This window comes from Streptomyces flavofungini (assembly GCF_014650815.1).
GTDB lineage: Bacteria > Actinomycetota > Actinomycetes > Streptomycetales > Streptomycetaceae > Streptomyces > Streptomyces flavofungini.
Genome location: NZ_BMVR01000004.1, coordinates 163,215 through 190,097 on the forward strand (window position 1 = coordinate 163,215; position 26,883 = coordinate 190,097).

A 26,883-nucleotide genomic window follows, 5' to 3' on the forward strand; every position below is an offset into this window, starting at 1 on the left:
GGAGGCGAGCCATGGAACAGACCGCGTTGCGTCCCAAGCCGCTGCCGGGAGACGAGTCCGACCCCGGCCGTGCATCCGACACGTTCACCCCACCAGCGACATCGGGGAAACCCGGAAGATCCGCCAAATCCGCCAAATCCCCCGCATCCGCCACATCCGCCAAGGGGCACCGTCCGCACGCCGCCCGCCGTCGCGGCAGACGGCTCTTCTCGCTCCTCTTCGGCCTGTTCTGCGCCACGGTCCTGGTGCTCTCGGGCATCGGCCTCGGCACCGTGGGCGCCACGGTCATCGGCATGAGCAAGATGGCGGAGATGCAGCGCCAGGCAGGCGCGCAGGGCGCCGGGTTGCCGGGCGGGCAGGGCCCGGGGCAGGGGCCGCCGGGCGCGGCGACGGAGCCCGGCAAGGGCGCGGGCAGCGCCTCGGGCAAGGGCTCAGGCACGGCCAAGGGCACAGCCTCGGCCACGACCCCGGGCGCGGGACCGGACCACGCCCCACCCCCGAAGGCGCCCCCGAACGCGTCCCCGAAGAAGACGTCCTCCGGCAGCGGCTCCGCGGCCGTCGGACCGCAGACCCAGCGCCCCGCTCTCGGTGTCGAGGCCGTCGACGCCCCCGGCGGGACCGGCGCCCTGCTGGTCGGCGTGCACCAGCCGGGCCCCGGCCACGCGGCGGGTCTCGTACGCGGCGACGTACTCGTGATGTTCGGCGGTACCCGGGTGACCTCCGCCGCTGACCTGGCGAAGGCCGTCGCGGGCGCAAGGCCGGGCAGGAACGTCATGCTGACGGTCCGTCACGCGAGCGGTACGCGGCAGGTGTTGTCGGCCCGGCCGGGCCTGGTCACGTAACCGCCCCGAAGTGCCCTGTCACGCTCTCACCCCGAAGTGCCCTGTCACGCAACGACCCTGAAGTGCGTGGTCAGTCGCCGCTCGTCGTCCAGGATGTGGAAGGCGAGCCCGACGGGGGCGTCCAGGTCGACCAGACCCTCGCCCTCCCACGGCAGCCGCAGCGTCGAGACGACACCGGGGCCGACGAGCAGCGGCCGCCCCGCGAAGGTGGTCGCCGCCGGGGTGTGGGCGTGCCCGATGATCAGACCCACGATCTCCGGGTGCCGCTCCACCAGGGCGGCCAGGGGCTCCGGTTGCCGCAACCGCCAGGTGTCCAGGCGCGGGTGGTGCATCCGGACGGGGTGGTGGTGGAAGGACAGCAGGACGGGCGTCCCGTCGTCGAGCGCGGCGAGCCGGTCCTCCAGCCACGCGTACGTCTCGTCGTCGAGCTGCCCCTCGTCGCTGCCGGGCAGGAGGGAGTCGACCATCAGGATCTCGGTACCGCCGACGCGGTGGGCGCGGTTGACCGGCGCGTCCGAAGGCGAGCTCTCGCCGAGCAGGTGCGTCCGGTAGGGGCCGCGCACGTCGTGGTTGCCGGGGCAGGTCAGGACGGGCCAGGGGGCGTCGGTGAACAGGAGGCGCGCGGCCTCCTTGTACTCGGACTCCTCGCCGTGGTCGGCGATGTCGCCGGTCACCAGGAGCGCGTCGAGGGGCCCCGGCAGTGCCCGCAGATGGTCCAGGACGCGCTCGGCCCGCTCCGTCGCGCGCGCCGTCCCGTCCAGGTGAAGGTCACTGATCTGTGCCAGTACCAGCATGTCGTACGCCCCTCCGCACCGTATCGATCTAATGGTCTATGGGCAGCCAAGCATTAGAACGGCCGGTGGGGAACGGCCAATCGCAAACCGGTGGCATGGAGTAGATCCGGCCACCCATGATGGGCGCCATGCTGACGACCCTCATCGCTTTCCTCGGCGCCTGCACATTGATCGCCGCCTCGCCCGGGCCGAGCACGGTCCTGATCATCAAGCAGTCGCTGCGGAGCAGGCGGGCCGGGTTCATGACCGTGCTCGGCAACGAGACCGGCGTGTTCATCTGGGGCGTCGTCGCCGCCTGCGGCCTGACCGCGCTGCTCGCGGCCTCACAGTTCGCGTACGACGTCATGCGCGTCGTCGGCGCCGCGGTGCTGCTCGGCTTCGGCGCCCAGACGCTGTGGAACGCCCGCAAGAAGAAGGCGGACGCCGAGGACGACGCGCCCGTCAAGGCGCGCTCCTCGTGGGCCTCCTACCGGAGCGGACTGCTGCTCAACCTCGCCAACCCGAAGGCCGCCGTCTTCGCGATGTCCTTCCTGCCGCAGTTCGTGCCGTCGGGGGCGCCCCAACTGCCGGTCATGATCGGCCTGGCCGCGCTGTGGGCCGTCTACGAAGTGGGCTACTACGGCCTGTACGTGTGGTTCGTCGGCCGGATGAAGGCGGTGCTCTCGCGGGCCGCCGTGCGGCGCAGGCTGGAGCAGGTGTCCGGCGGGGTGCTCGTGCTGCTCGGCGTGCGGCTCGCGATCGAGGGCTGAGGAGGCGGCGCCGCGATACGTGCTCGCGCACGGCGGGGCGGGCGGGCAGGATGCCGGGGAGACCCCACCACCAGCCTCAGGAGGCCCGATGACCACGGTCACGCCCGCGCCGTTCACCGCCGACGACTACCGCGCCCGGATGGACCGCGCCGCCCGCTCCGCCGCCGACGCGGGCCTCGCGGGCGTCCTCGTCGCGCCCGGGCCCGACCTGGTCTGGCTCACCGGCTACCGCGTGCCCGCCGACACCGAACGCCTCACCCTGCTCGTCATCGCCCCCGGCCAGGACCCGGTCCTCGTCGTACCGAAACTGGAGGCACCCGACGCCGCGCGCGCGACCGGCGCCCCCGCGATGACCCTGCGGGACTGGACGGACGGCGTCGACCCCTACGACGTGACCGCGCCCCTCCTCGACGCGCGCGGCCGCTTCGGCGTCAGCGACAACGCCTGGGCCATGCATCTGCTCGGCCTGCAGCGGCAGTTGCCCGAGAGCTCCTACACCACCCTCACCGAGGCCCTGCCGATGCTCCGCGCCGTCAAGGACGCCGCCGAGCTGGAGCGGCTCGCCGCGGCCGGGGCCGCCGCCGACACCACGTACGAGGAGATCCAGAAGGTCCCCTTCGCGGGCCGCAAGGAGACCGACGTCGCCGGTGATCTCGCGGACCTGCTGCGGCAGTTCGGACACGAGCAGGTCGACTTCACCGTCGTCGGCTCCGGGCCCAACAGCGCCAGCCCGCACCACGAGGCGGGCGACCGCGTCATCGAGCGCGGCGACATGGTGGTCCTCGACTTCGGCGGCCTGCGGCACGGCTACGGCTCCGACACCTCCCGCACCGTGCACGTCGGCGAGCCCTCCGCCGAGGAGCAGCGCGTCCACGACGTGGTCCGCGAGGCCCAGGACGCCGCCTGCCGCGCGGTGCGGCCCGGCATCGCCTGCCAGGACGTCGACCGGGTGGCGCGCGCGGTGATCACCGAGGCCGGATACGGCGAGTACTTCATCCACCGCACCGGCCACGGCATCGGCGTCACCACCCACGAGCCGCCCTACATGATCGAGGGCGAACAGCAGCCCCTCGTCCCGGGCATGTGCTTCTCCGTGGAGCCCGGCATCTACCTGCCGGGCCGCTTCGGCGTGCGCATCGAGGACATCGTCACGGTGACGGCGGACGGCGGCCGCCGCCTCAACGACACGGCGCGCGAGATGGCCATCGTCGACTGATGGCTACGGAGAGTCGACCGGCTTCTACGGGGACGCGGACCGCGCCTCCGTAGCTGCCGATCGACGTCTACGGAGACGCTGTTGACGTCCTCGGAGGCACCGTCGACATCCCCGGAGGCCCGCCCGCGCGGCCCGGCGCTCAGCCGTGCGGACGCTCGTTCGTGAAGTGCGCCAGCAGGTCGTACGGATACGGCAGCGGCCGCGCGCTCGCCTCCGTCAGGCGGCGGTGCTGCTCCGCGGACAGGGCCCAGCCCGCCGCGCCGAGGTTGTCCGTGAGCTGCTCCACCGAGCGGGCGCCCACGATCGGCGAGGTCACGCCCGGCCGTTGGAGCAGCCAGCGCAGCGCCACCTGGGCGGGCGTGCGGCCGGTCTCCTGGGCGACGGCGAGCACGGCGTCCACGACCCGCCAGGTCTCCTCGGTGGCGCGCCCCTCCCAGTCCCCGCTGCCGCGTGCCCCCGCGGGCGGCGCGTCCATGCCGCGCCGGAACTTCCCCGAGAGCCACCCCGCCTGGAGCGGGCTGTACGGAATGACGCCGACGCCCTCGGCCGCGCTCAGCGGCAGCAGCTCCCACTCGACCTCGCGGGCGAGCAGGCTGTAGCGGGGCTGCAGGCAGACGTACGGCTCCCAGCCGCGCGCGCGGGACACGTCGAGCGTCTTCTGCAGCTGGGCCGGGCTGACGTTGCTCGTGCCCAGGTAGCGGACCTTCCCGGCGCGCACCAGGCCGTCGAGCGTGGACAGCGTCTCCGCCAGCGGCGTGTGCGCGTCCCACACGTGCGTCTGGTAGAGGTCGATGTAGTCGGTACCCAGGCGGCGCAGGCTCGCGTCGACGGCCGACAGGATGTGCTTGCGGCTCAGGCCGCGGTCGTTCGGGCCCTCGCCCATCGGCAGGAACACCTTGGTGGCGATGACGAGGTCGTCGCGGCGGCGGCCCTTGAGCCACCGGCCGAGGACCTCCTCCGAGGCCCCGCCGCCGTACGCGTCCGCCGTGTCGATGAACGTGCCGCCCGCCGCCGTGAACGCGTCCAGCATGCGGTGCGCCGTCGCCTCGTCCGCGCCGCCCTCGCCGCCACCGAACATCATGGCGCCGAAGCACAGCTCGCTCACCCGCAGTCCGGTCCGGCCCAGGTACCGCTGTTCCATCGGATCTCCTCACGTGTCCCGGCGCACGCTAATAGTTGAAGGGCCCTTCAGGTCAAGGGTCTACATGTAGGGCAAGGGTCTCCATGGCGTCGTCCGGAGCGCGCGACGAGGCGAAGAGGCCCGCCCGACGACACCAAGGGCCTACGCGAGCGCCAGCACCGCGCACGACTCCGGCGGCAGCCGCAGCACCCCGTCCGCCCCCGGCGCCGCGACCGCGTCCCACGCGGCCAGCACGCGCGCGTGGGGCGTGCCCAGCGGGATCCCGGCCGCCTCCCCGGACAGGTTCACCGCGACCCGCAGCTCCCCGCGCCGCACCGCGAACCAGCGCGCCGCCTCGTCGTACGCCACCCGGACCGCCGCCAGATCCGGGTCCGTCAGGTCGGCGCGGGCGTGCCGCAGCGCGATCAGCTCGCGGTACCAGGCGAGCACGCGCGCGTGGGGCTCGCGTTCCGGCTCGGACCAGTCGAGGCAGGAGCGCTCGCGGGTCGCCGGGTCCTGCGGGTCCGGCACCTGCTCACCGTGCCGCTGTCCCGACGGGGCGTCCGCCGCCCAGCCGTGGTCCGCGAACTCCCGCCGCCTGCCCTGCCGTACGGCCTCCGCGAGCGCCGGGTCGGTGTGGTCGGTGAAGAACTGCCAGGGCGTACCGGCCGCCCACTCCTCGCCCATGAACAGCATCGGCGTGAACGGACCGGTGAGCGTGAGCGCCGCCCCGCACGCGAGCAGCCCGGGGGACAGGGCGGCGGAGAGCCGGTCTCCCTGTGCGCGGTTGCCGATCTGGTCGTGCGTCTGCGTGTAGCCGAGCAGCCGGTACGCGGGGGTGCGCCTGCGGTCGACCGGCCGCCCGTGACCGCGGTCGCGGAACGTCGAGAACGTACCGTCGTGGAAGAAGCCATGTGTCAGCGTCTTGGCGAGGGCCGCGAGGGGCGCCGCCGCGAAGTCCGCGTAGTAGCCCTGGGACTCGCCGGTGAGGGCGGTGTGCAGGGCGTGGTGGAAGTCGTCGTTCCACTGCGCGTACAGGCCGAGGCCGCCGCCCGCGCGCGGGGTGATCACGCGCGGGTCGTTCAGGTCGGACTCGGCGACCAGGGCGAGCGGGCGGTCCAGTTCGCCCGACAGCTCGTCCACGGCGGCCGACAGCTCTTCCAGGAAGTGCCGCGCGCGGGTGTCCCGGAGTGCGTGCACGGCGTCCAGGCGGAGCCCGTCGATCCGGTACTCCCGCAGCCAGGCCAGCGCGCTGCCCACCAGATACGCCCGCACCTCGTCCGAGCCCGGCGCGTCCAGGTTCACGGCGGCGCCCCACGGCGTCTGGTGCGTGTCCGTGAAGTACGGCCCGTACGCGGGCAGATGGTTGCCGGACGGGCCCAGGTGGTTGTGGACCACGTCGAGCACGACGCCCAGGCCGTGCCCGTGCGCCGCGTCGACGAACCGTTTCAGCGCCTCAGGGCCGCCGTACGGCTCGTGCACGGCCCACAGCGACACCCCCTCGTACCCCCAGCCGTGCCGCCCCGGGAAGGGGCACAGCGGCATCAACTCGACGTGCGTGACGCCGAGTTCCACGAGGTGGCCGAGGCGCCCCGCGGCCGCGTCCAGGGTACCTTCGGGGGTGTATGTGCCCACGTGCAGCTCGTAGAGCACCGCGGCCCGCAGCCCGCGCCCCGCCCACGGCGCCCGCCACGCGTACCGCGCGTGGTCCACGACCGCGCTCAGCCCGTCCGGGCCGTCCGGCTGCCGTGCCGAGCGCGGGTCCGGCAGCGCGGGACCCCCGTCCAGCGAGAAGCCGTACCGCGCGCCGTCGGTCGCCGCCGCCTCCACCGCCCACCACCCCGGGCGCTCCTTGTCGCGCGCCAACGCGCGCGTGGCGCCCTCCAGGACCAGGCCCACCCGCTCCGCGCGCGGCGCCCACACCTCGAACCTCACCGGCAGTCCCCTCGTCCGTCGTCCCGGCCGTCATCGACCGTGCCCATGGACTTGCCTATACCCGTCGGACCCGCGAGGCCCGCCCCGTGTCGGGACGGGCGCGAACCTGCGGCCCCCGCCCGGCCCTTTCTGGACACCTGGCTGGGCCTGGCCGACAATTGCCGACGTGACGTCGCCTTCTTCGCTGCCCTCCGAGTCCGGTACGACCCCGGCGCGGCTGACCGACGCCGAGCGGGAGCGGGCCCTGGAGGTGCTCAGAGAGGGCGCGGCGCTCGGCCGGCTCTCGCACGACACGTTCGTACGGCGCATGGAGCTGGCCCTCGCCGCCCGGCGCCGGGACGAACTGGCCGCGCTCACCGCCGACCTGCGCACCGAGAGCCGCTGGTCGAAGCTGGTGCTCGGCTCCGTGGGTGCGGTCTCCGGGTTCACGGTGAAGCTGCGCAGGGCCTGGCAGTCCGAGCGGCTGCCGAAACTGCTCCTGCCGGCGCCGGGCGCGTACCCGCTGCGGATCGGCCGCGACCCGGCGAACGGCCTGCGGCTCAGCCACGACACGGTCTCGCGGCTGCACGCCGAACTGTCCGCGCAGGGCGGCATGTGGGTCCTGCGCGACCTCGGCTCGACCAACGGCACGTCCGTGAACGGCCGCCGGGTGATCGGCGCCGCCGTCGTCCAGGCCGGGGACCAGGTGTCCTTCGGCAGCCTGTCGTTCTGCCTCGCGACGGCCTGAGCACGGCCGCCCGACGGCCCGCGTGACGCTGCACGACGGCCTGCGCATGGCTGCCCGAGTGCTCCCGTGCCCAGGACACGCCCGCTGGACGGAGCTCCAAGCCCGCCCGCGCGCCGCCGGCCGACTCGGCCGAGATCAGTCGACAGCCCCGCGCGCGTGCCGCGCCGCCTCCACCGTCGTCCGCGCCTGATGCTCCACCTGGTGCTCCAACGGCACCCACCGCGCCCCGAACCGCTCGGCGAACGCCTCGCTCCAGGACGTCACCAGGCGGTCCAGACGCGGCGCCGCCCGGTCGCCCGCGCCGTCGAGCACCCGGAGCAGCATCGCCGCCGCCCGCAGCGGCAGGCGCCGCCCGAAGGCGTCCACGCTCCCGATGTACGCCATCGACGTGCCCGCGGGCGGCAGCCGCCCCCAGTCGTCGGCGAGCCCCGGCACCAGGCCGAGCGCCCACTTGGCCGCCCGGAGCAGCGGCCCCTCCGCGCGCGGCAGCCGGGGCAGCGCGTCCCCGAGCACGTCCTCGACCAGCCCCGCGTCGTGCCGCAGCCGGGACGCGAAGGACCGCATCGCCGTCCGCGGCGCCGGGTGCGCCGCCACGTCGCCCACCGTGTCGCTCGCCCACATCGGCACCTCCACGATGGCGGTCGTACCGCCGTACCGGTGCACGTGGTGCCACGTCGTGTGCCGGGCGTCCTCCGGCAGGCTCGGGTACGCCGCCGCCGAACCCGGGCCCGGCAGCACGTGCACGCCTGGACCGGAGACCGGCCACCCGGCCGCGTCCGACGCGCCCGTCTCCACCGGGATGCCCAGGCGGGCCGCCGACTTGGCGAACGGCTCGGCGAGCCCCGGGATGTCCCGGGTGAGCTGCACCCAGCTGCCGCCGAGGTCGGTGCAGTGCAGGGACACCTGCAGGTAGGGCCGCAGCTCGTCGATGACGCCCGTCAGGGCGCGGGTCTCCGGCGGCAGCCGGTCCGGCGGGAGCACCGACGGCGACCACTCGGGCTGCTCGGGGCCCGCCGGGCGGAAGAAGTGCCGGTGGTAGTCGAGGAGGGTGCGCGGCGCCGGGGTGCGGTGCAGGCTCGCGCCGTCCGGGTCGGCGCACAGCAGGAAGTGCCAGGAGGTGTCCGCGCGCAACCGCCGGTCGTGCAGGCACTGTTCGGCGAGCGCGAGGAGGGTCGAGCCGCCGGTGGGCTCGTTGGCGTGGGCGCCCGCGACCACGAGGACCGCGCGCGGGGCGTGGCCCACGGACAGCAGGTGCAGGGGACGGCCGGCGCGTGAGGTGCCGACTTGGCGCAGCGTGCTCAGCTCGGAACGGCGGGCCGCCAGGTCCTGAACGGACAGGAAGAGTTCGGGAACAGTGGGATAGCGGTTTTCCGCCAGTTGACTCACCCCCGCCCGGTCCGTCCGCTGACCCAATCCGCAGTACGCCACGCGGCGGTTCAGGTGTCAAGCACTCCGGCCCCGGGCTCCCCAGGGCCCGCGCAAGAAGCGCACCCCTCCGCCTTGTCACCGCCCCGTCGGCGGGGCTTCGCACGTCCGTTCCAGGAGCGCCACCGGCAGCTCCGCGAACAGCTCCGCCACGCGCGCGTGCCCGCTGAACTCCCGTCCCGGGGCGAGCAGGTCGTTCCAGCCGCCCGCGGGGAGCGGCAGGGCGGTGTCCCCCCAGCCGCCCGCCTCGGCGAGCCGCAGCGACAGCCGCGTCACGGCCACCAGTACGTCCCCGGAGCGCGCGTAGGCCAGGCAGTGCCCGGCGCCGGGCCCCGTCGCGGACAGCGGCTCGTACGTGCCCGCGCCACCGAAGAGTTCCGGCCGCCGGGCCCGCAGCCGCAGCGCCGCGACAGTCGTCGCCAGCTTCTCGGCGGACAGGTCGGCGGCACCCTCCGCCGAACCGTCCGCAGTGCCCTCGAACGCGACAGGGTGGCGGTTGTCCGGGTCCACCAGGGCCCGGTAGTCCCGCTCCGTGCCCTGGTACAGCTCGGGCACCCCGGGCATCGTCAACTGCAGCAGCGCCCCGCCGAGCACATTCGCCCGCACATGCGGAGCCAGCTCCGCCGCGAACTCCGTCACCGCGTGCAGCGGCGGCCCGCACGGCCCGGCCTCCAGGAACGCCGTCACCGCCCCCTCGTACGCCTCGTCGGGCTCCGTCCAGCTCGTGTGCAGCCCGGCCTCCCGCACGTGCTTCAACAGCGCCTCCTGGAGCCGCTGTCCGTACGGACCGGCCTCCTCCGTAGCGCGCGCGGTGAGCGCGGACGGCGCGAAGCCCACCGCCGTCTGCCAGGCGGCCCACGCCAGTTGGGGGTCGGGCGCCCGCCTGCCGCCCGCCCGCGCGGTGCGCCGCGTCACCTCCGCGAGCAGCCCCGCCCAGCGCGCGGGCGCCTGCGAGAGCACGCTGATGGCCGCCCGCACGTCCGCGCTGCGCTTGGAGTCGTGCGTCGTCAGGACCGTCCCCGAGTACGGCCAGTCGCGCTGCACGCGCGCGCAGTACGCGTGGAACTCCGCCACGTCCACGGCGGGCCGCGCGGGCGAGCCGCCCACCTCGGCGGCCGACAGGAGCGGCGCGTGCCGGTAGAACGCCGTGTCCTCCACCGACTTGGCCCGCAGCGCGGCGGCCGTCTGCGCGAACCGCGCCCGGAACGCCGCGCGCGCCCCGTTCCCCGGCGCCCTGCCGAGCACGAGGTCCCGCACGACGGCCACGGACTCGGCCTCCTCGGGGACGGCGAACACCCGCTGCGCCTCCCGCGCCGCCACGGCCGTCAGGACCGTCTCGGGATCGGCGCCCCCGGTGGCGTACGGACGGTAGACCTCAAGCCGTACGAGGAGCTCCCGCAGGGCCGTCCGCAGCATCCACGGCGCGTGGTCCCGCAGCGCGGGGTCCGCCGCGCAGAGCGCGAGCGCCTCGCGCGTGAGGCGGTCGACCTCGGCGGCCAGCTCGCGCGTCACGACCTTGTACGCGGCGCGCCGCAGCGTCGCCGTCCAGTCGCCGCCGCGGTCGGCGGGCGGCGCCGCGAACCCGCGGTACTGGGCGAGGAGTTCACCGGCGCCCGCATCGTCCGTGAGGACCCCGTCGACGTGCCGCAGGGCGTCGTAGCCCGTGGTGCCCGCCACGGGCCAGGCCGCGGGCAGCCGCTCCCCGTCGGCGAGGATCTTCTCGACGACCGTCCAGCGCCCGCCGGTGGCCTCGTGCAGCCGCTGGAGGTACGCCCCGGGGTCGGCGAGACCGTCGGGGTGGTCCACGCGCAGCCCGTCCACGACGCCCTCGTGCAGGAGCCGCAGCACCGTCGCGTGCGTCGCGTCGAACACCTCCGGGTCCTCCACCCGCACGGCGACGAGTTCCGAAATGGTGAAGAACCGCCGGTAGTTGATCTCCGTGCGGGCCAGCCGCCACCAGGCGAGGCGGTACCACTGGGCGTCGAGGAGCCGGTCGAGCGGCAGTCCCTCGGTGCCCTTCCGCAGCGGGAACTCCTGATCGCGGTAGCGCAGGACGCCGTCCGCCACGCGCACGTGCTCCAGCTCGCGGCCGAGCCGATGCCCGAGCACGGGCAGCAGCACCTTGCCGCCGCCCGCCTCCCAGTCGATGTCGAACCAGCGCGCGTACGGGGACTCCGGTCCCTGGCGCAGGACCTCCCACAGCGCCCGGTTGTGCCGAGGCACCGCCGCCATGTGGTTCGGCACGATGTCCACGACCAGGCCGAGCCCCGCGGTCCGGGCCGTCCGCGCGAGCGCCCGCAGCCCGTCCTCCCCGCCCAGCTCGGCACGCACGCGCGCGTGGTCCACGACGTCGTACCCGTGCGTCGACCCGGGCACCGCCTCCAGGACCGGCGACAGATGCAGATGCGAGACCCCGAGCGAGGCCAGATACGGCACCGCCCGCGCGGCGGCCGCGAACGGGAAGCCGGGCTGTAGCTGCAGCCGGTACGTGGCGGTGGGCGGCGGCGGAACCACGGGCACAGAGCGCGCTGACGTCATGCGAACGTACGTACCCGCCCCACCGCCTTTCGTGCCTTCGACGCATGCGCGCTCGCGCGGGACCGCCGTTAGCGTCCAACGATGGCCGAAAGGGACACCGATACCAGCGCCGCTCCCACCCCGACCGCTCCTGCCCGCACCGTTCCCGCTCCCACCGCTCCCGCCCCCCGAGCCACCCGCGACGCCTACCGGCAGGTGCTCGCCGTCACCGGGGCCACGCTCCCGGTGGTGTCGTTCCTGGGGCGGCTGCCCGTGGCGGTGATCCAGTTCGGGAGTGTGCTGCTGGTGAGCCGGACCAGTGGGTCGATCGCCACCGGGGGCGCCGTCGCGTGCGCCCTGGCGCTCGGGCAGGTGGCCGCGGGGCCGTTCGTCGGACGGCTCGCGGACCGGCGGGGGCAGCGGCCCGTGGTGCTCGCGTTCGCGGCGCTCAACGCCCTCTGTGTGGCCGCGTACACGCTCGGCGCGCTCCTGGGGCTGCCCACCCCCGCGCTGCTCCTCCTGGGCGTCCTGGCGGGTGCCAGCGTGCCCGGGATCGGGCCGCTCGCCCGGGCCCGGGTGGTGCGGCTCGTCCGGAACGGGGGCGGGGACGCGCGGCTCGTCGGCACCGCGCTGTCCCTGGAGTCCACGATGGACGAGCTGTCCTTCGTCCTCGGCCCGGCCCTCGTGGGCCTCGCCGCCCTGGCGGGCCACCCCGCGTACGCGTTCGGCGTCGCGGCCGTCCTGGTCGCGGGCTGCGGCACGGGCTTCGCGCTGTACCCGACGGCCCGCGCGGTGCGGCCGGGCGGGCCGACCGCGCGGAGCGGGCCCGGAGGGCGCCCGCCGCTGCCGCGCGAGGTGTACGTCGTCCGGGTCGGCCTGGTTTTCCTGGGCGTGCTGCTCGGCGCCTGCGGTGCCGGGATCACCGCGCTCACCGAGGAGTTGGGCGCGTCCGGGCAGGCGGGCCTGGTCTATGCCGCGATGGGCGTGATGAGCGCCGTCACCGGGCTCGCCACGGCCGCGCTGCCGGAGCGGTTCGGGCTGCACGCGCGCTGGCGGGTCGCGACGGCCGCCGCGGCGCTGCTCTCGCTGCCGCTGGTGTGGACGCACAGCATGGCGGCCCTGTACGCCGTCGTGACCGTCTTCGGCGCCGTCTACGCCCCGAACCTCATCACCGGCTTCGCCCTCACCGAACGCTCCGTGCCCCAGGCGCGGCTCGCCGAGGGCATGACGTTCGCGGCGAGCGCCTTCGTCGGTGGCCAGGCCGTCACGCTCGCAGTGGCCGGACGCCTCGCCGAGACGCACGGGGCGGGCGCCGCGTTCGCACTCGGCAGCGCGGCGGCGGCGGTGGCCTTCGCGGTGGCGCTGCTCGCCCGCCCGGGGAGGGGCGACGCCGACGGGCACGCGCGCGCAGGCGAGGGCCACGTGCGCGTACCGGACGTCGCCACCCCCACGAAGGAAGCCCCCCGCCCGCCGGACGGCACCCACACCCCGGACTGCACCGTCACCCCGGACGGCACCGTCACGCCGCACGGCACCCTCACGCCGGACGCTGCAACACCGTGAGGCTCCGGTCGACCAGCGTCACCCGCTCGCCCGCCCGCACCTTCCCGCCCGTCCCCGGAGGCACCCCGTCCTCCCGCGCGGTGTCCACCACCACATGCCACTGCGCCCCCTGGTTCACCGGCACCACGAAGTCGATGGGTTCGGCGGAGGCGTTGAACATCAGCAGGAAGGAGTCGTCGGTGATGCGTTCGCCGCGCTCGCCGGGCTCGGAGATGGCGTTGCCGTTGAGGAACACCGTGAGGGCCCGGGCCTGCGCCGCGTCCCAGTCTTCCTGGGTCATCTCCTCGCCCTCGGGCGTGAACCAGGAGATGTCCGACAGCTCGTCGTGCGTGCCCTCGACCGGACGGCCGTGGAAGAACCGGCGCCTGCGCAGGACCGCGTGGTCGCGGCGCAGCCACGCCATCGCGCGCGTGAAGGCGAGGAGCGTGCTGTCGCCCTCGGGCCAGCGCACCCAGGCGACCTCGTTGTCCTGGCAGTAGGCGTTGTTGTTGCCGCCCTGGGTACGGGCGAACTCGTCGCCGTGGCTGAGCATCGGCACACCCTGGGACAGCATCAGCGTGGCGATGAAGTTGCGGAGCTGGCGGGCGCGCAGGGCGAGGACGTCCGGGTCGTCGCTCTCGCCCTCGACCCCGCAGTTCCAGGACCGGTTGTGGCTCTCGCCGTCCTGGTTGTCCTCGCCGTTGGCGTCGTTGTGCTTGTCGTTGTAGGCGACCAGGTCGTGCAGCGTGAACCCGTCGTGGCAGGTGACGAAGTTGATCGAGGCGAGGGGCCGCCGCCCGTCGCCCTGGTACAGGTCGGAGGAGCCGGTCAGCCGGGACGCGAACTCCGCGAGCGTGCGCGGCTCACCGCGCCACATGTCCCGCACCGTGTCGCGGTACTTGCCGTTCCACTCCGTCCACAGCGGCGGGAAGTTGCCCACCTGGTAGCCGCCCTCGCCGACGTCCCACGGCTCGGCGATCAGCTTCACCTGGCTGACCACGGGGTCCTGCTGCACCAGGTCGAAGAACGAGGACAGCCGGTCCACCTCGTGGAACTGCCGCGCGAGCGTCGCCGCGAGGTCGAAGCGGAAGCCGTCCACGTGCATCTCGGTGACCCAGTGCCGCAGCGAGTCCATGATCAGTTGCAGCACGTGCGGGTTGCGCATCAGGAGCGAATTGCCGGTCCCCGTGGTGTCCGTGTAGTAGCGGGGGTCGTCGGCGAGGCGGTAGTACGAGGCGTTGTCCAGGCCCCGGAAGGAGAGCGTCGGGCCCAGGTGGTTGCCCTCGGCCGTGTGGTTGTAGACCACGTCGAGGATGACCTCGATCCCGGCCGCGTGCAGCGCCCGCACCGCCGACTTGAACTCCAGGACCTGCTCGCCGCGGTCGCCCCAGGAGGCGTACGCGTTGTGGGGCGCGAAGAAGCCGATGGTGTTGTAGCCCCAGTAGTTGTTCAGGCCGAGGTCGACGAGCCGGTGGTCGTTCACGAACTGGTGGACCGGCATCAGCTCCAGGGCGGTGACGCCGAGCGCCGTCAGATGCTCGATGACCGCCGGGTGCGCGAGCGCCGCGTACGTACCGCGCAGCTCGTCGGGCAGCTCGGGGTGGAGCATCGTGAGGCCCTTGACGTGCGCTTCGTAGATGACGGTTTCGTTGTACGGCGTGCGCGGCGGGCGGTCGTCGCCCCAGTCGAAGTACGGGTTGACCACCACGGACGTCATCATGTGCGGCGCCGAGTCCAGGTCGTTGCGCCGGTCCGGGGACCCGAAGTGGTAGCCGTAGACCTCCTCGCCCCAGTCCGTCCGGCCGCTCAGCGCGTGCGCGTACGGGTCGAGGAGCAGCTTCGCGGAGTTGCACCGAAGGCCGCGCGCGGGGTCGTACGGGCCGTGCGCGCGAAAGCCGTACCGCTGGCCCGGCATGATCCCGGGCAGATAGGCGTGACGGACGAACGCGTCGGACTCGCGCAGCTCGACGGCGGTCTCCGAACCGTCGTCGTGCAGCAGACACAGCTCCAATCGGTCGGCGGCCTCGGAGAAGACCGCGAAATTGGTGCCGGCACCGTCGTACGTGGCGCCGAGAGGATACGCCTGCCCAGGCCAGACCTGCATGCCTATGACTCTTCCACGACCACCCCCGTCGCATGACTGGAGTTTGCTCAGACTCTGCCCGAAAGTGGGGCAACCGCACGGGAGTTGAGTCCGTCTAACCGTCTGACCACATACTCGACATGCCCAAAAAATCGGGCTGTACGAGCAGATAGGGGGAGGATATGGGCGAACTAGTCAGACGTCATCTGGGGAAGGTCGTGGCGGGCGGCGCGCTTGCCGTCGTCGCGACCGCCGCGATGGTCGTCGTCACGCTGCCCGAGGGGGCGGGAGCGGGAGACAGGGGGGACCGCAGCACCGCGGCGGGTTCGGCGCGCCAGGACGCGATCGCGCCCGACGGAGTCGTCGAGGACGCGCCCGAGGAGGGCGACAAGGGCATAGGCAGCGACCCGCTGACCGACGCCGAGACGCAGCGCGCCGAGAAGGCGGCGCTGGACAGCAACGGCCTGCGGTCCAGCGCGCGGGACGTGGAGGGCGACCGGGGGCCGCAGCGGCTCTCCACGAACCTCGCCGAGAACGACCCGGCCGAGGGCGGCGACGCCGCGCGCCGGGCGCAGATCGTCTACTACGACTACAAGAAGGACGCGGCCATCACCAAGACGGTCAATCTGGAGACCGGCAAGGTGGAGTCCTCGAACACCGCGCAGAACGTGCAGCCGCCGCCCACCAAGGACGAGCTGAACGAGGCCACCCAACTGCTGATCGCCGACCCGCTCGGCAAGGGCCTGAAGCAGGACTACAAGAAGGCCACCGGCAAGGACCTCACCGGCCCCGGCGACCTGGAACTGAGCGGCTTCATCTTCAGCAAGCAGACGAACCTGCGCATCCCCTCGGAGCTGTCCGAGTGCGGCAAGCACCGGTGCTTCCAGGTCGTCGCGAAGGTCAAGCGCGGCCCGTGGATCGACACCCGCTCGTTCGTGGTGGACCTCAGCGCGCGTGACGTGGGCCGCCTGGGCTGAGCAGCCCGGCAGGCCACGGCCCGCCTCCGCCGGCCGGCGGGGCAGGGCACCCACACACTCTCCTCCTGAAGGAGTCATTTCCGTATGGACGCCTCTCACGGCAACAGACTTTCGCGCGCCCGCAGGAGGGCCGGCACGGTCCTCGCGGTCTCCGCGCTGATCGGGGCCGGCCTCGCCGCCGCGGGCCCCGCGGGACCGGCGGCCGCCGCTCCCAAGGCCCCCGCGGCCGCGGCCGACTGCAGCGCCGCCTACAAGATCGAGCAGACCGTCGACGGCGGTACGACCTGGCGGATGTGCTGGCACTACAACACGTACTCCGGGCTGATCCTCGACAAGATCAGCTACCAGCCCAAGGGCGAGCCCAAGCCCATACCGGTCCTCACCAGCGCCCGCCTCGCGCAGATCCACGTGCCCTACGACGACGGCGACGCCGAGTTCCAGGATGTCACGGACACCGACTTCGGCCAGGCCCTGCAGCCCCTCCAGGCCGGTGAGTGCCCCGGCGGCACCATCAAGACCGTGAAGGTGCCCGACCGGGGCAACGTCAAGGGCCTGTGCACCACCACGCGCGCGCGTGGGCACGCGTACCGCCTCACCCACGACCAGTCCACCGGCGGCAACGGCAAGGTCTACACCGCCCAGGGCAAGGACCTGCTGGTCTACACCGTCAACAAGGCCTCCTGGTACGAGTACATCACCGAGTGGCGCTTCTCCTCGGACGGCACCATCACCTCCAACGTGGGCGCGACCGGCAGCCTCTCGCCGTTCGACTTCGACGGCGGCGACGGCCGCGGCTGGCCCATCGGCAAGGGCGACCAGGCCAAGGCCGAGAGCCACTCGCACAACGTCTTCTGGCGGCTGAACTTCGGCCTCGACGGCTCCCCGAAGGCCAAGGTCGAGCAGTACGACTCCAAGGTCACCCCGTCGGCCAACGGCGGCAGCCCGACCACGAAGACCACCCGCACGCCCGTCACCAAGGAACTCACCGGCGACCGCAAGGACATGCGCTGGTGGCGCGTGGTGAGCGCCACGGGCAAGAACAAGGACAAGCACCCGCGTTCGTACGAGATCGTGCCCGGGGCCAGCAACAAGCACATCGGACGGCCCTACACCAAGCACGACGTGTACTTCACCGAGTACAAGAAGTGCGAGCAGTACGCGAGCGCCAACATAGGGTGCCCGAACGGCTACCCCAAGAGCGTCGACAAGTGGTCGAACGGCGAGACCCTCAAGCACCCCATCACCTGGGTCAACATCGGCTTCCACCACATCGCGCGGGACGAGGACCAGCAGCCCATGCCGGTCCACTGGCAGGGCTTCGCGCTGGCCCCGCGCGACGTCACGGCCATGAACCCGCTCACCCCGCAGGATCTCGCGGGCCACAACGGACAGATCCCGATCGGCAATTGAGGAAAGTGCCCGCTCCATCCGGCTGCACCGCCCACCGCTCCCGGAGTACCCTTCCTTGATCGTTGACTGGGGGAGAGTCCGGGGGGAGCGGAAGGCGGTGCGTGGGTGAGCTCGGGTGGGCGGGAACTGCCCCCTGGTGACGAGGGTCACGAGGAGGGCTCCGCCAATGTCCCGCCGTCGGCCGTGTCCTTGGCACGGCCGGTGGACATGGCATCGCAGATCGGCCCCGAGCTGGACTGGGGCGCCGACGCCTGGCGCGAGGTGCGCACGCGCGCGCAGCGGGCCGGGCGGGCCTACATCTGGCTGAACCTGGTGGAGCAGCGGCTGCGCGCGGTCGTGGCCGCTGTTCTGCGCCCCGTCTACGAACCCGTGCACGCCGACGACTGGGTCGTCGCCGCGGCCGGCCCGGCCGGGCAGGAGTGGGTGCAGCGGGCCGTCGCCGTGCGCGAGGTGAGCCGCCGCAAGGGCTATCTCCTCGACCCGGCCGACGACAACGTCCTGAGCTTCCTGACGCTGCCGCAGCTGCGGGAGCTCATGGTCCAGCACTGGCCGTGCTTCGAGCCCTACCTGGACGACCGGCGCGAGGTCGAACTCGCCCTGGACGAACTCGAGGTCAGCCGCAACGTCGTCTCCCGCAACCGGGCCCTGTCCCCGACCGTCCTGGCCCAGGCCGAGCGCGCCTCGGCCCGGCTCCTGGAGATCCTCGGCGCGGGCTCCGACACGCCCTCCGCGCGGCGCCTGCCCGTCGACGCCGTCGAGGAACTGGTCGGCGACCGGTACGCCGACGTGGTCGGGGTGCACACCGACCGGGTACGCCTCCTTCGCCAGTTCCCCGCCGAGGACCTGTTCGGCGAGGCCCGGCGCGTCGACGCCATCGGGATAGGCCTGAATCTGCTGGTCCAGAACTTCTCCGGGCGGCGTCTGGTGCGCCTCGCCGAGTCCGGCTGCCGGGTGCGGCTGCTGTTCCTGAACCCCGCGAGCAGCGCCGTCAAACGGCGCGAGCGGGAACTCGGACTCAAACGGGGTGAGCTCAGCCGCTCCGTCGAGACCAACATCCTGCACATGCGACGGGTGCGGTCCCGGCTGCGGGACCCCGGCGCCTTCGAGATCCAGGTCTTCGACGAGACCCCCCGCTTCACCGCCTACCTCGTCGACGGCGACGGCGCCGACGGCATCGCCGTCGTCCAGTCCTATCTGCGCCGCACCCGCGGCATGGAGGTGCCCGTGTTCGTGCTGCGCGGGGGCGGCCGGGTCGTGAAACCGGGCGACCACGGGGAGCACGGGCTCTTCGCGACGTACCGGGAGGAGTTCGAGACGGCGTGGGCGGACTCGCGGCCGGTGTCGTGAGAGGGCCGCGCCGGGCCGGGTGCGGGCCGGGTGCGGGGCTGCGCGCCGGGCCGGGCGGGGACAAGCGGAATCCGGCCATCTGATTGTCAGTGGCGCATGGGATCGTGGGGACCACTGGGGGAAAGCACCACGACGAAGGGGGCGGCCATGGGCTGGCACCAGGAGCTGCTGATCGGCTTCGACCTGGAGACGACGGGCACGGATCCGCGCGAGGCGCGCATCGTCACGGGGGCGGTGATCGAGGTCAGGGCCGGGCAGGAGCTGGGCCGCCGGGAGTGGCTCGCCGACCCCGGCGTGCCGATCCCGCAGGACGCGGTTGCCGTGCACGGGATCACCGACGAGAAGGCCGCTGCCGAGGGGCGGCCCGGGGCGGAGGTCGCCGACGCGATAGCCGCGGTCCTGGTGTCGTACTGGCAGTCCGGTGTGCCCGTCGTCGCCTACAACGCCGCGTTCGATTTGAGCCTGCTCGCCGCAGAGCTGCGGCGGCACGGGCTTCCGTCTTTGCGGGACCGGCTCGGCGGGGCGGAGCCCGGCCCCGTCGTCGACCCGTACACCATCGACCGGTCCGTCGACCGCTATCGGCGCGGAAAGCGCAACCTCGCCGCGGTCTGCACCGAGTACGGCGTCGTCCTGGAGTCGGCCCACGACGCCTCCGCCGACGCCCTCGCCGCCGCCCGCCTCGCCCACGCCCTCGCCACCCGCCACCCCAAGGTCGCCGACCTCGGCGCCGCCGCACTCCACCGCCAGCAGGTCCGCTGGTACGCCGAGTGGGCGGCCGACTTCCAGGCCTTCTTGCGCCGCAAAGGGGACGCTGCCGCTGTGGTGGACGGGACGTGGCCCCTGCGCGAGGACGCGGACGCGACGGTCTGACCCGGCGAGGCTCCCCCCGGGGTCTTGGGGCAGGCAGTGCCGACTGCCCCGGCCAGACGCATAGTTGGGGCGAGTGGGTGGGGAGAAAGCCCGTCCCGCCCGGTCAGAACGGGTGCCAGCGGACCGTGGGGTCCCCGTCCCGCAGAGACGCCACGCGGCGGCGGAATTCGGCCAACGCCCGAGGGTTGGCCGGAGCGTGCTGCGCGACCCACGCGCAACTCGCCGTCTCCCGCGCCCCACGCAGCACGGAACAGCCCTCCCACTCCCGCACGTCCCACCCGTAGCCGCGCGTGAACGCGTCGTAGGCCTCGGCCCCGAGCCCGTACCGGTCCCGGGAGAGGGCCATCACGACGAGGTCGTGCTCGCGGAGGTCGGAGGAGAACGTCTCGAGGTCGACGAGGACGGGCCCGTCGGGGCCGACGAGGACGTTGCGCGGCAGCGCGTCCCCGTGCAGGGGCCCGGGGGTGAGGTGCGGGACGAGCGGGACGACGGCCGCCGCGAACCCGTCCCGCCGCGCCCGCAGATACTCCGCGTCCTCCGCGTCGATGGAGTCCCCGGCGAGCCGCAGCCACCGCTCCACACCGCCGAGCAGCTCACGCCGGGGCAGCCGGAAGGAGGGGGAGGGCAGGGCGTGCACGAGGCGGAGCAGCTCGGCGAGGTCGGCGGGTCCGGCGGGGCGGACGGCCTCGGGGAGCCGGTGCCAGAGGGTCAGGGGGTGTCCGGAGGCGAACCAGGGCTTGGGCTCGGCGGCCCGCACGGCCGGCACCCCGGACGCCCGCAGCCACTCGGCGACAGCCAGCTCGCGCCGCGCCCGGTCGAGCAGCTCCGGCGCGTCCCGGCCGACCTTCACGACGAGGTCGCCCACGGCGAACACCGCGTTCTCGCCGAGGGCGATCAGCTCGGCGTGGCCGCGGGCGCCCCCCGCGAGCCCCGCGGAGTTCAGTACGTCCCGTGCCCGTGCTTCGTCCATGCCTTTGCCTCCCGCACCCGGTGCCTCACCCGCGGCCGGTGTGCTCCAGCCGCCGCGCAAGTCTCGCATTCGCACAGGCCAGACCGGACTTCCGGCGTGCGCGGTCGCTTGACGTATCAAGGTCACATCAGCACGATGACGGGGGCCGCCTGGGCGGCCAAAACCTAATCAGCCGCCCAAAGGAGCCGATTCCGTGACATTGGCGACCGAGAGCGAGCGGCCCGACAGCGGCGGCTCCGGCCGGGGCCGGTGGCGAGGCCGCCGCAGACGCGAGGGCGATGAACGGCGCGGGGGCGCGGCATCCACGGGCGTCCTTGACCAGGGCGCCTGGTTCCTCGTCCTGCCCGCGCTGCTCCCGATCCTCGTCCTCAGCGTCGGCCCGCTGCTCTACGGCATCTCGCTGGCCTTCACCGATTCCCAGTCGGGCCGCACCGAGCCCACCGAGTGGATCGGCCTGCTCAACTTCCAGGACCTGGTGCACGACACGCTGTTCTGGGACTCGTTCCGGATCGGCCTGCTGTGGGCCGTCGGTGTGACGGTGCCGCAGTTCGTGCTCGCCCTCGGCCTGGCGCTGCTGCTCAGCCAGGACCTGCGCTTCCGCTGGCTGGCCAGATCGCTCGCGATCATCCCGTGGGCGATGCCGGAGGTCGTCGTCGGCATCATGTGGCGCCTCGTCTACAACCCTGATGCGGGAATTCTCAACGAGACCCTGCGCGATCTCGGCTTCGGGGACGGCCGGGACTGGCTGACGGGCATCGGCACCGCGCTGCCGGCCGTCATCGTCGTCGGCGTCTGGGCGGGCATGCCGCAGACGACGGTCGCGCTGCTCGCCGGACTGCAGAACGTGCCGCGCGAACTCCACGAGGCCGCCGAGATGGACGGCGCGGGCGCCTGGCGCCGCTTCCGCACCGTCACCTGGCCCGCCCTCAGGCCCATCGCGCTCGCCATCACCGCCCTCAACTTCATCTGGAACTTCAACTCCTTCGCCCTGGTGTATGTCCTGACCAACGGCGGCCCGGGCGGCCGGACCCGGCTGCCGATGCTGTTCGCGTACGAAGAGGCCTTCCGCTACGGCCAGTTCGGCTACGCGGCGGCGATGGGATGTGTGATGGTCGCGCTGATCTCGGTGCTGCTCGCCGTGTATCTGGTGGGCCGGCTGCGGGGAGGCGACCAGCGGTGACGCGACGTACCAGCAAGCCCGCGCGGGCGGGACAGTACCTCGCGCTCCTCGCGTATCTGGTCTTCCTCGCCTTCCCGTTCCTCTGGCTGATCTCCACGTCGTTCAAACCGGCGCGCGAACTGAGCAGCCTGCACCCCACCTGGATCCCCAAGGACCCCACCCTCGCCAACTACCGCCAGGCCTTCGACGAACAGCCCCTGCTCGAAGCCGCCGGGAACTCCCTGATCGTGGCCTTCAGCGCGGCCGTCGTCGCCGTCGTCATCGCGACCCCGATGGCGTACGTCATGGCGCGGCACCGCACGCTGCTCGCGCGGGCCGCGACCGGCTGGGTCGTGATCAGCCAGGCGTTCCCGTTCGTCCTGGTGATCATCCCGCTGTTCCTGGTCCTGAAGAACCTGCACCTGATCAACTCGCTGCCCGGACTGATCATGGTGTACGTGGTGTGGGCGCTTCCGTTCGCCCTGTGGATGCTCGTCGGGTACGTCCGCGCCATGCCCACCGAGCTGGAGGAGGCCGCCGCCGTCGACGGCGCGAGCAAGTTGCGGACGCTCGTCTCGGTGACCGCGCCGCTGCTCGCGCCGGGCATCGTCGCGACGGCCCTGTTCGCCTTCATCACCGCGTGGAACGAGTTCTTCTTCGCGCTCGTCCTGCTCAAGACCCCGGAGAAACAGACGTTGCCGGTCGTCCTCACGCACTTCCTCGGCGCCGAGGGCGCGGCCGACCTCGGCCCGCTCGCCGCCGCCGCGTTCCTCGCGACGCTCCCCTCGCTCGTCGTCTTCGCGATCATCCAGAAGCGGATCACCGGCGGGATGCTGGCCGGGGCGGTGAAGAGCTGATGGCGGTACGCGTCCGCGCACTCGGCGCCTCGGCCGCCGCGCTCGCCCTGCTGCTCGCCGGGTGTTCCGACGACGGCGACGGCGACTCCGGCGGCCGGATCACCCTGCGCTTCCAGTCCCTCGCCTGGCAGCAGGAGTCCGTCGCCGCCAACAAGGAGCTGGTGAAGGAGTGGAACGCCACCCACCCCGACGTCAAGGTCGAGTACGTACAGGGCAGTTGGACGAGCATCCACGACCAGTTGCTGACCTCCTTCGAGGGCGGTGAGGCGCCGGACATCATCCATGACGCGTCCGACGACCTCGCGGACTTCGCGTACGGCGGCTATCTCGCCGACCTCGGCGAGCTGCTCCCGGAGCGGCTGAAGTCGGACATCCCGCAGGCCAGTTGGGAGACCGCGACCTTCGGCGGCAAGGTGTACGGCGTGCCGTTCCTCCAGGAGCCGCGCGTCCTCATCGCCAACGCGAAGTGGCTGAAGGAGTCCGGCGTCCGGATCCCCACCCCCGAGAAGCCGTGGAGCTGGCCGGAGTTCCGGTCGGTGACGAAGGAACTCGGCCACGGCGACGGCAAGTTCGGGGTGGCCTGGCCGCTGAAGGACCCCGTGTCGGCCACGCTCAACCTGTCCCTGTCGACCGGCGGGAAGCTGTTCCACCGGCGCGCCGACGGCAAGGCCGAGATCCGCTTCGAGAAGGCCGACGAGGTCATGCCGCAAACCGTCCACGACCAGGTCAACGTCGACGGGAGCGCGTCGGGAAGCACGCTCGGCATGGGCGGCTCGGACACGCTGCCCGGCTTCTTCGGCGGCAAGTACGCCATGGTGCCGCTCGGGTTCTCCTACCGGCAGCAGATCTCCCAGCAGGCACCCAAGGGCTTCGACTGGCAGGTCCTGCCCGCGCCCGCCGGGGCGGACGGGCTCGCGCAGGGGGTCAGCCCGCAGACCCTCTCGGTCGCCGAGGACAGCCCGCACAAGAAGGAGGCGGCCGAGTTCATCGACTTCTTCCTGCGGCCCGCGAACATGGTGCGGCTCGCCCGCGGCGACTGGATGCTGCCCACGGGCAAGGCGGCCCTGAAGGACCCGGCGCTGCGCACCAAGAAGGACGACTGGGCGACGGGTACGGCGCTCGCGGGGCACTTGCGGCCCGCGCCCGCCCAGCCCGTGCGCGGCTACCCGGAGTGGAAGGACAAGATCGCGACCCCCGCGCTCCAGGAGTACTACAGCGGTGCGATCGGCATGGGCGAGCTGCGCGAACGCCTGGTGCAGGACGGCAACCTGGTCCTGAAGCGCTACCAGCGCTGACGACTGCGGTACGCGTATGGGGCGGGGACCACGCGTGTGCGTGGTCCCCGCCCCATACGCGTACCGCCTCAGACGCCGACCGACTCCTCCATCTCCTCCTCGGCGGCCTCCCCGGCCGGTGCGGCGGCGGGGCGCGACGCGGCCAGGGCGGCCGCGCGCTGCCCGCGTTCCCGCAGCGCCGCCACCGCGGTGAGCGTGAGGCCCGCCGCCAGCCACACCACGAGCGTCAGGACGGACCGGCCCAGATCGTGGCCGTCGAAGTACAACTGGCCCCGGACGCCCTCGACGAAGCCCGCGCCGTTCCAGAAGGAGTGCAGGGAGCCGTAGAAGCCGTTCTGCAGCTCGGGCCGGAAAAGACCGCCGGACGACGTGAAGTTGAGCATCACGAACAGGATCATCATCACGAGGGTCGTCCAGCGCTTCAGGAACGTGTGCAGGCCGAGGCCGATGAACAGGATGCCCGCCGAGTACAGCCACGCCATAGCCCACACTCCGGCGAGCCCGTGGTGCGCGAGGTGGAACACCGGTCCCGCGAGCGCCGCCCCGATCACGCTGACGGCGAGCGAGACCCCGGCGGCGAGCGCGGCCCGCGTGCGCATCCGCAGGCCCGCGCCCGCGGCGCCGAGCGCGGCGACCGAGGCGTACGAGCCGATGCTCACGGCGACCAGGAGGAAGAAGAGCCCCTGTCCGGTCGGGTCGTCGTCGACGGGGGCGGCCACATCGGTGACCTTCAGGGGCGCGCCCTGGGCCGCGGCGAGGGGAGTGAAGGCCTTCTCCGTGGCGAGCGCGCTCATGTCGGAGCCCGCGGAGGCGATCAGGAGCTCGGGGGTCTTGGCGTCGGGGACGTACGCGCCGGAGATGTCGAGGGACTTGAGCTCGTCGACGGCCTCGGCGCGGGAGGCGAGCGGCCGGACGTCGAGGGCGTCGCCCGCCCGCGCCCCCAGGGACCGGGTGACGTCGTGGGCGCGGGCGTCGGAGCCGACGACTGCGACCGGCAGGTGGTGCGGCTCGGGGGTGACGAAGGCGCTCATGTAGGCGAGGCCCATGCCCAGGCACATCAACAGCGGGGTCACGAGATGAACGAGGACGTGGCGCAGGGGGCCGCGGGCGGTGGCCGTCATGAAGACCTCTTCCCAATGGTTGGTTTATACAACTCACACTCAATGTTGTACTGTACAACCATTCGCGGAGGAGGCGGAAATCGTGGCCGAGAACGAGCCGGGTCCGGGCGGGTCGATCGAGATCATCCAGCGCGAGATGACGGCGTTCGCGCGCCGGGCGCGAGCCAGTGCCGCCCGGATGCACCCCGAACTGTCCCTGGTGTCCTTCACGCTCCTGAGTCATCTGGAGGACCGGGGCGGCTGCCGGGCCACTGACCTGGCGGCGTACTACATGCTCGACAAATCGACGATCAGCAGACAGGTGGGGGCCCTGGAGAAGGCGGGCCTGGTGGAGCGGCGTCTGGAGCCGGGCGACCACCGGGTGCAGGTGCTGCACCTCACCGAGCGTGGCACGGGGCTGCTCCAGCGGGCCACCGACAGTCGCCGGGTGGCGTTCCGGGAGCGGCTCGCGGGCTGGAGCGAGCCGGACCTGGAGCGCTTCGCGGAGTATCTGCTGCGGTACAACGCGGGGGCGCCCGAGGGGTGAGCCGGGAGTGCCCTCGGGGGTGGATTCGAGGGCGGCCGTGAGGTGCCCCGGGGGTAGCGGAAAATGGTTTGACGAGACGTATCGTCTCGTTTATGGTCAGGACATGACCACATCCCAGCGTGCCCACATCGCCATGTTCTCCATCGCCGCACACGGGCATGTGAACCCGAGCCTCGAAGTGATCCGGGAACTCGTCGCCCGCGGCCACCGCGTCACGTACGCGATCCCGCACGCCTTCGAGCAGAAGATCGCCGAGACCGGGGCCGAGCCCGTGCTCTACACCACCACGCTCCCGGGCCCCGACGCCGACCCGGAGGTCTGGGGCGACACGCTGATCGACAACATCGAGCCGTTCCTGAACGACGCCATCAACGCCCTGCCGCAGCTGCGCGCGGCGTACGAGGGCGACGAGCCGGACATCGTCCTGCACGACATCACCTCCTACCCCGCGCGGGTGCTCGCCCGGAACTGGGGCGTCCCCGAGATCTCGCTCTCGCCGAACCTGGTCGCCTGGGAGGGGTACGAGGAGGAGGTCGGCGAGCCGCTGTACGCGCCGCTGCGGGAGACCGAGCGCGGCCAGGCCTACTTCGCGCGCTTCCACGCCTGGCTGGAGACGAACGGCATCACCCAGCACCACGACCCGTTCGTCGGCCGCCCGCCGCGCTCGCTCGTCCTCATCCCCAAGGTCTTCCAGCCCAACGCCGACCGGGTCGACGAGAGCGTGCACACCTTCGTCGGCGCCTGTCAGGGCGACCGGGCCGCGCAGGGGGAGTGGCAGCGCCCGGCCGACGCGGAGAAGGTCGTGCTCGTGTCGCTCGGCTCGGCGTTCACCAAGCAGCCCGGGTTCTACCGCGCCTGCGTCGAGGCCTTCGGCGGCCTGCCCGGCTGGCACCTGGTGCTCCAGATCGGCAAGCACGTCGACATCGCCGACCTCGGTGACGTGCCCGCCAACGTGGAAGTGCACCGCTGGGTGCCGCAGCTCGCCATCCTCCGGCAGGCCGACGCGTTCATCACGCACGCCGGGGCGGGCGGCAGCCAGGAGGGCCTCGCCACGGGGACGCCGATGGTCGCCGTGCCGCAGGCCGTCGACCAGTTCGGCAACGCCGACATGCTCCAGGGGCTCGGGGTCGCCCGGCACCTGCCCATGGAGGAGGCCGACGCCGAGACGCTGCGCGCGGCCGTCCTTGCCCTCGTGGCCGACCCGGAGGTCGCCCGCAGGCTGGACGAGGTGCGCGCGGGCATGGCCGGGGAGGGCGGCACGAAGATGGCGGCCGACTTGATCGAGGAGGAGATTGTGCGGGCCGCGCGTGACGGCGCTGTGAAGGCCGGAGGTGCCGGGCGATGACCGTTTGGCGTTGTTTCAGGGTGAGTTGGTGGCACTTCGGCATCGGTGCGTGGGGT

22 protein-coding genes are annotated in these 26,883 nt (G+C 72.9%); 14 read left to right on the plus strand and 8 right to left on the minus strand.

What is annotated here, in order from left to right; translation table 11 throughout:
* Positions 1-11: 11 nt before the first annotated feature.
* Entirely contained in the window at positions 12-842 is an 831-nt protein-coding gene (locus IE274_RS11020) for a PDZ domain-containing protein (RefSeq protein WP_190115480.1), read from the plus strand.
* 44 nt (positions 843-886) lie between these two features.
* On the opposite strand, the gene IE274_RS11025 is transcribed toward IE274_RS11020, so the two are convergent.
* Complete coding sequence (locus IE274_RS11025) at positions 887-1,636, minus strand: metallophosphoesterase (protein WP_190115481.1); 750 nt, start codon at positions 1,634-1,636, stop codon at positions 887-889.
* Between the two features lie 128 nt (positions 1,637-1,764).
* On the opposite strand from IE274_RS11025, the gene IE274_RS11030 reads away from it, so the two are divergent.
* Positions 1,765-2,385 (plus strand): LysE family translocator, encoded by a 621-nt coding sequence (locus IE274_RS11030; RefSeq protein WP_190115482.1) that lies wholly within the window; start codon positions 1,765-1,767, stop codon positions 2,383-2,385.
* 88 nt (positions 2,386-2,473) lie between these two features.
* The gene (locus tag IE274_RS11035; RefSeq protein ID WP_190115483.1) at positions 2,474-3,601 is read left to right on the plus strand and encodes an aminopeptidase P family protein; all 1,128 of its coding nucleotides are present in this window, start codon (positions 2,474-2,476) and stop codon (positions 3,599-3,601) included.
* Positions 3,602-3,740: 139 nt separating this feature from the next.
* Here the strand turns inward: IE274_RS11035 and IE274_RS11040 are convergent, their stop codons facing one another.
* Positions 3,741-4,742, minus strand: a complete 1,002-nt coding sequence (locus tag IE274_RS11040; RefSeq protein WP_190115484.1) for an aldo/keto reductase — start codon at positions 4,740-4,742, stop codon at positions 3,741-3,743.
* A 141-nt stretch (positions 4,743-4,883) separates the two neighbouring features.
* On the minus strand, positions 4,884-6,656 hold the full coding sequence (gene treZ, locus IE274_RS11045; RefSeq protein WP_190115485.1) for a malto-oligosyltrehalose trehalohydrolase: 1,773 nt from the start codon (positions 6,654-6,656) through the stop codon (positions 4,884-4,886).
* A 166-nt stretch (positions 6,657-6,822) separates the two neighbouring features.
* On the opposite strand from treZ, the gene IE274_RS11050 reads away from it, so the two are divergent.
* Positions 6,823-7,383 carry an FHA domain-containing protein gene (locus tag IE274_RS11050; protein ID WP_229909456.1) on the plus strand — a complete coding sequence of 187 codons (561 nt, stop codon included), beginning with the start codon at positions 6,823-6,825 and terminating at the stop codon, positions 7,381-7,383.
* 135 nt (positions 7,384-7,518) lie between these two features.
* On the opposite strand, the gene IE274_RS11055 is transcribed toward IE274_RS11050, so the two are convergent.
* Together IE274_RS11055 and treY are read right to left on the minus strand one after the other, a co-directional pair.
* Positions 7,519-8,769, minus strand: coding sequence for a M14 family zinc carboxypeptidase (locus tag IE274_RS11055; protein WP_190115486.1), 1,251 nt, complete (start codon positions 8,767-8,769; stop codon positions 7,519-7,521).
* A 117-nt stretch (positions 8,770-8,886) separates the two neighbouring features.
* Positions 8,887-11,346, minus strand: a complete 2,460-nt coding sequence (gene treY / locus IE274_RS11060; protein ID WP_190115487.1) for a malto-oligosyltrehalose synthase — start codon at positions 11,344-11,346, stop codon at positions 8,887-8,889.
* Between the two features lie 81 nt (positions 11,347-11,427).
* Here treY and IE274_RS11065 point away from each other — a divergent pair, with 81 nt between their 5' ends.
* Positions 11,428-12,888, plus strand: coding sequence for an MFS transporter (locus tag IE274_RS11065; protein WP_190115488.1), 1,461 nt, complete (start codon positions 11,428-11,430; stop codon positions 12,886-12,888).
* Here IE274_RS11065 and glgX read toward each other — a convergent pair.
* The gene (gene glgX / locus IE274_RS11070; RefSeq protein ID WP_190115489.1) at positions 12,863-14,971 is read right to left on the minus strand and encodes a glycogen debranching protein GlgX; all 2,109 of its coding nucleotides are present in this window, start codon (positions 14,969-14,971) and stop codon (positions 12,863-12,865) included. The two genes, IE274_RS11065 and glgX, sit on opposite strands and share 26 nt — an antisense overlap.
* A 161-nt stretch (positions 14,972-15,132) precedes the next feature.
* On the opposite strand from glgX, the gene IE274_RS11075 reads away from it, so the two are divergent.
* The 4 genes from IE274_RS11075 (at position 15,133) to IE274_RS11090 (ending at position 19,554) form a co-directional block, all read left to right on the plus strand.
* Complete coding sequence (locus IE274_RS11075; RefSeq protein ID WP_190115490.1) at positions 15,133-15,927, plus strand: Tat pathway signal sequence domain protein; 795 nt, start codon at positions 15,133-15,135, stop codon at positions 15,925-15,927.
* An 84-nt stretch (positions 15,928-16,011) separates the two neighbouring features.
* The gene (locus IE274_RS11080; protein ID WP_190115491.1) at positions 16,012-17,337 is read left to right on the plus strand and encodes a copper amine oxidase; all 1,326 of its coding nucleotides are present in this window, start codon (positions 16,012-16,014) and stop codon (positions 17,335-17,337) included.
* A 105-nt stretch (positions 17,338-17,442) separates the two neighbouring features.
* Positions 17,443-18,684 carry a DUF5919 domain-containing protein gene (locus tag IE274_RS11085; protein ID WP_190115492.1) on the plus strand — a complete coding sequence of 414 codons (1,242 nt, stop codon included), beginning with the start codon at positions 17,443-17,445 and terminating at the stop codon, positions 18,682-18,684.
* A gap of 147 nt (positions 18,685-18,831) precedes the next feature.
* Positions 18,832-19,554, plus strand: a complete 723-nt coding sequence (locus IE274_RS11090; protein WP_190115493.1) for a 3'-5' exonuclease — start codon at positions 18,832-18,834, stop codon at positions 19,552-19,554.
* A 103-nt stretch (positions 19,555-19,657) separates the two neighbouring features.
* Here IE274_RS11090 and IE274_RS11095 read toward each other — a convergent pair whose 3' ends face one another.
* Positions 19,658-20,524: a phosphotransferase enzyme family protein gene (locus tag IE274_RS11095; RefSeq protein WP_190115494.1), complete on the minus strand. Its 867-nt coding sequence runs from the start codon at positions 20,522-20,524 to the stop codon at positions 19,658-19,660.
* 193 nt (positions 20,525-20,717) lie between these two features.
* On the opposite strand from IE274_RS11095, the gene IE274_RS11100 reads away from it, so the two are divergent.
* The 3 genes from IE274_RS11100 to IE274_RS11110 are packed head-to-tail and all read left to right on the plus strand — an operon-like array spanning position 20,718 to position 23,835.
* Positions 20,718-21,704, plus strand: a complete 987-nt coding sequence (locus IE274_RS11100; RefSeq protein ID WP_229909457.1) for a carbohydrate ABC transporter permease — start codon at positions 20,718-20,720, stop codon at positions 21,702-21,704.
* Positions 21,626-22,540, plus strand: a complete 915-nt coding sequence (locus IE274_RS11105) for a carbohydrate ABC transporter permease (RefSeq protein WP_372447133.1) — start codon at positions 21,626-21,628, stop codon at positions 22,538-22,540. The genes IE274_RS11100 and IE274_RS11105 overlap by 79 nt, the downstream gene beginning before the upstream one ends.
* Positions 22,540-23,835 carry an ABC transporter substrate-binding protein gene (locus IE274_RS11110; RefSeq protein ID WP_190115496.1) on the plus strand — a complete coding sequence of 432 codons (1,296 nt, stop codon included), beginning with the start codon at positions 22,540-22,542 and terminating at the stop codon, positions 23,833-23,835. The genes IE274_RS11105 and IE274_RS11110 overlap by 1 nt, the downstream gene beginning before the upstream one ends.
* A 68-nt stretch (positions 23,836-23,903) precedes the next feature.
* Here IE274_RS11110 and IE274_RS11115 read toward each other — a convergent pair whose 3' ends face one another.
* Positions 23,904-24,956 carry a hypothetical protein gene (locus IE274_RS11115; protein ID WP_190115497.1) on the minus strand — a complete coding sequence of 351 codons (1,053 nt, stop codon included), beginning with the start codon at positions 24,954-24,956 and terminating at the stop codon, positions 23,904-23,906.
* A gap of 136 nt (positions 24,957-25,092) precedes the next feature.
* On the opposite strand from IE274_RS11115, the gene IE274_RS11120 reads away from it, so the two are divergent.
* Both IE274_RS11120 and mgt read left to right on the plus strand, forming a co-directional pair.
* Positions 25,093-25,482, plus strand: coding sequence for a MarR family winged helix-turn-helix transcriptional regulator (locus tag IE274_RS11120; RefSeq protein ID WP_229909506.1), 390 nt, complete (start codon positions 25,093-25,095; stop codon positions 25,480-25,482).
* A 103-nt stretch (positions 25,483-25,585) separates the two neighbouring features.
* On the plus strand, positions 25,586-26,827 hold the full coding sequence (mgt, locus tag IE274_RS11125) for a macrolide-inactivating glycosyltransferase (protein ID WP_190115499.1): 1,242 nt from the start codon (positions 25,586-25,588) through the stop codon (positions 26,825-26,827).
* The last annotated feature ends 56 nt before the right edge of the window (positions 26,828-26,883 follow it).

Coding starts and splice junctions, on each gene's coding strand:
- IE274_RS11020 (WP_190115480.1), top strand. CDS start 12: ATGGAACAGACCGCGTTGCGTCCCAAGCCGCTGCCGGGAGACGAGTCC.
- IE274_RS11025 (WP_190115481.1), bottom strand. CDS start 1,636: ATGCTGGTACTGGCACAGATCAGTGACCTTCACCTGGACGGGACGGCG.
- IE274_RS11030 (WP_190115482.1), top strand. CDS start 1,765: ATGCTGACGACCCTCATCGCTTTCCTCGGCGCCTGCACATTGATCGCC.
- IE274_RS11035 (WP_190115483.1), top strand. CDS start 2,474: ATGACCACGGTCACGCCCGCGCCGTTCACCGCCGACGACTACCGCGCC.
- IE274_RS11040 (WP_190115484.1), bottom strand. CDS start 4,742: ATGGAACAGCGGTACCTGGGCCGGACCGGACTGCGGGTGAGCGAGCTG.
- treY (WP_190115487.1), bottom strand. CDS start 11,346: ATGACGTCAGCGCGCTCTGTGCCCGTGGTTCCGCCGCCGCCCACCGCC.
- IE274_RS11065 (WP_190115488.1), top strand. CDS start 11,428: ATGGCCGAAAGGGACACCGATACCAGCGCCGCTCCCACCCCGACCGCT.
- glgX (WP_190115489.1), bottom strand. CDS start 14,971: ATGCAGGTCTGGCCTGGGCAGGCGTATCCTCTCGGCGCCACGTACGAC.
- IE274_RS11075 (WP_190115490.1), top strand. CDS start 15,133: ATGGGCGAACTAGTCAGACGTCATCTGGGGAAGGTCGTGGCGGGCGGC.
- IE274_RS11080 (WP_190115491.1), top strand. CDS start 16,012: ATGGACGCCTCTCACGGCAACAGACTTTCGCGCGCCCGCAGGAGGGCC.
- IE274_RS11090 (WP_190115493.1), top strand. CDS start 18,832: ATGGGCTGGCACCAGGAGCTGCTGATCGGCTTCGACCTGGAGACGACG.
- IE274_RS11095 (WP_190115494.1), bottom strand. CDS start 20,524: ATGGACGAAGCACGGGCACGGGACGTACTGAACTCCGCGGGGCTCGCG.
- IE274_RS11105 (WP_372447133.1), top strand. CDS start 21,626: ATGTGTGATGGTCGCGCTGATCTCGGTGCTGCTCGCCGTGTATCTGGT.
- IE274_RS11110 (WP_190115496.1), top strand. CDS start 22,540: ATGGCGGTACGCGTCCGCGCACTCGGCGCCTCGGCCGCCGCGCTCGCC.
- IE274_RS11115 (WP_190115497.1), bottom strand. CDS start 24,956: ATGACGGCCACCGCCCGCGGCCCCCTGCGCCACGTCCTCGTTCATCTC.
- IE274_RS11120 (WP_229909506.1), top strand. CDS start 25,093: ATGACGGCGTTCGCGCGCCGGGCGCGAGCCAGTGCCGCCCGGATGCAC.
- mgt (WP_190115499.1), top strand. CDS start 25,586: ATGACCACATCCCAGCGTGCCCACATCGCCATGTTCTCCATCGCCGCA.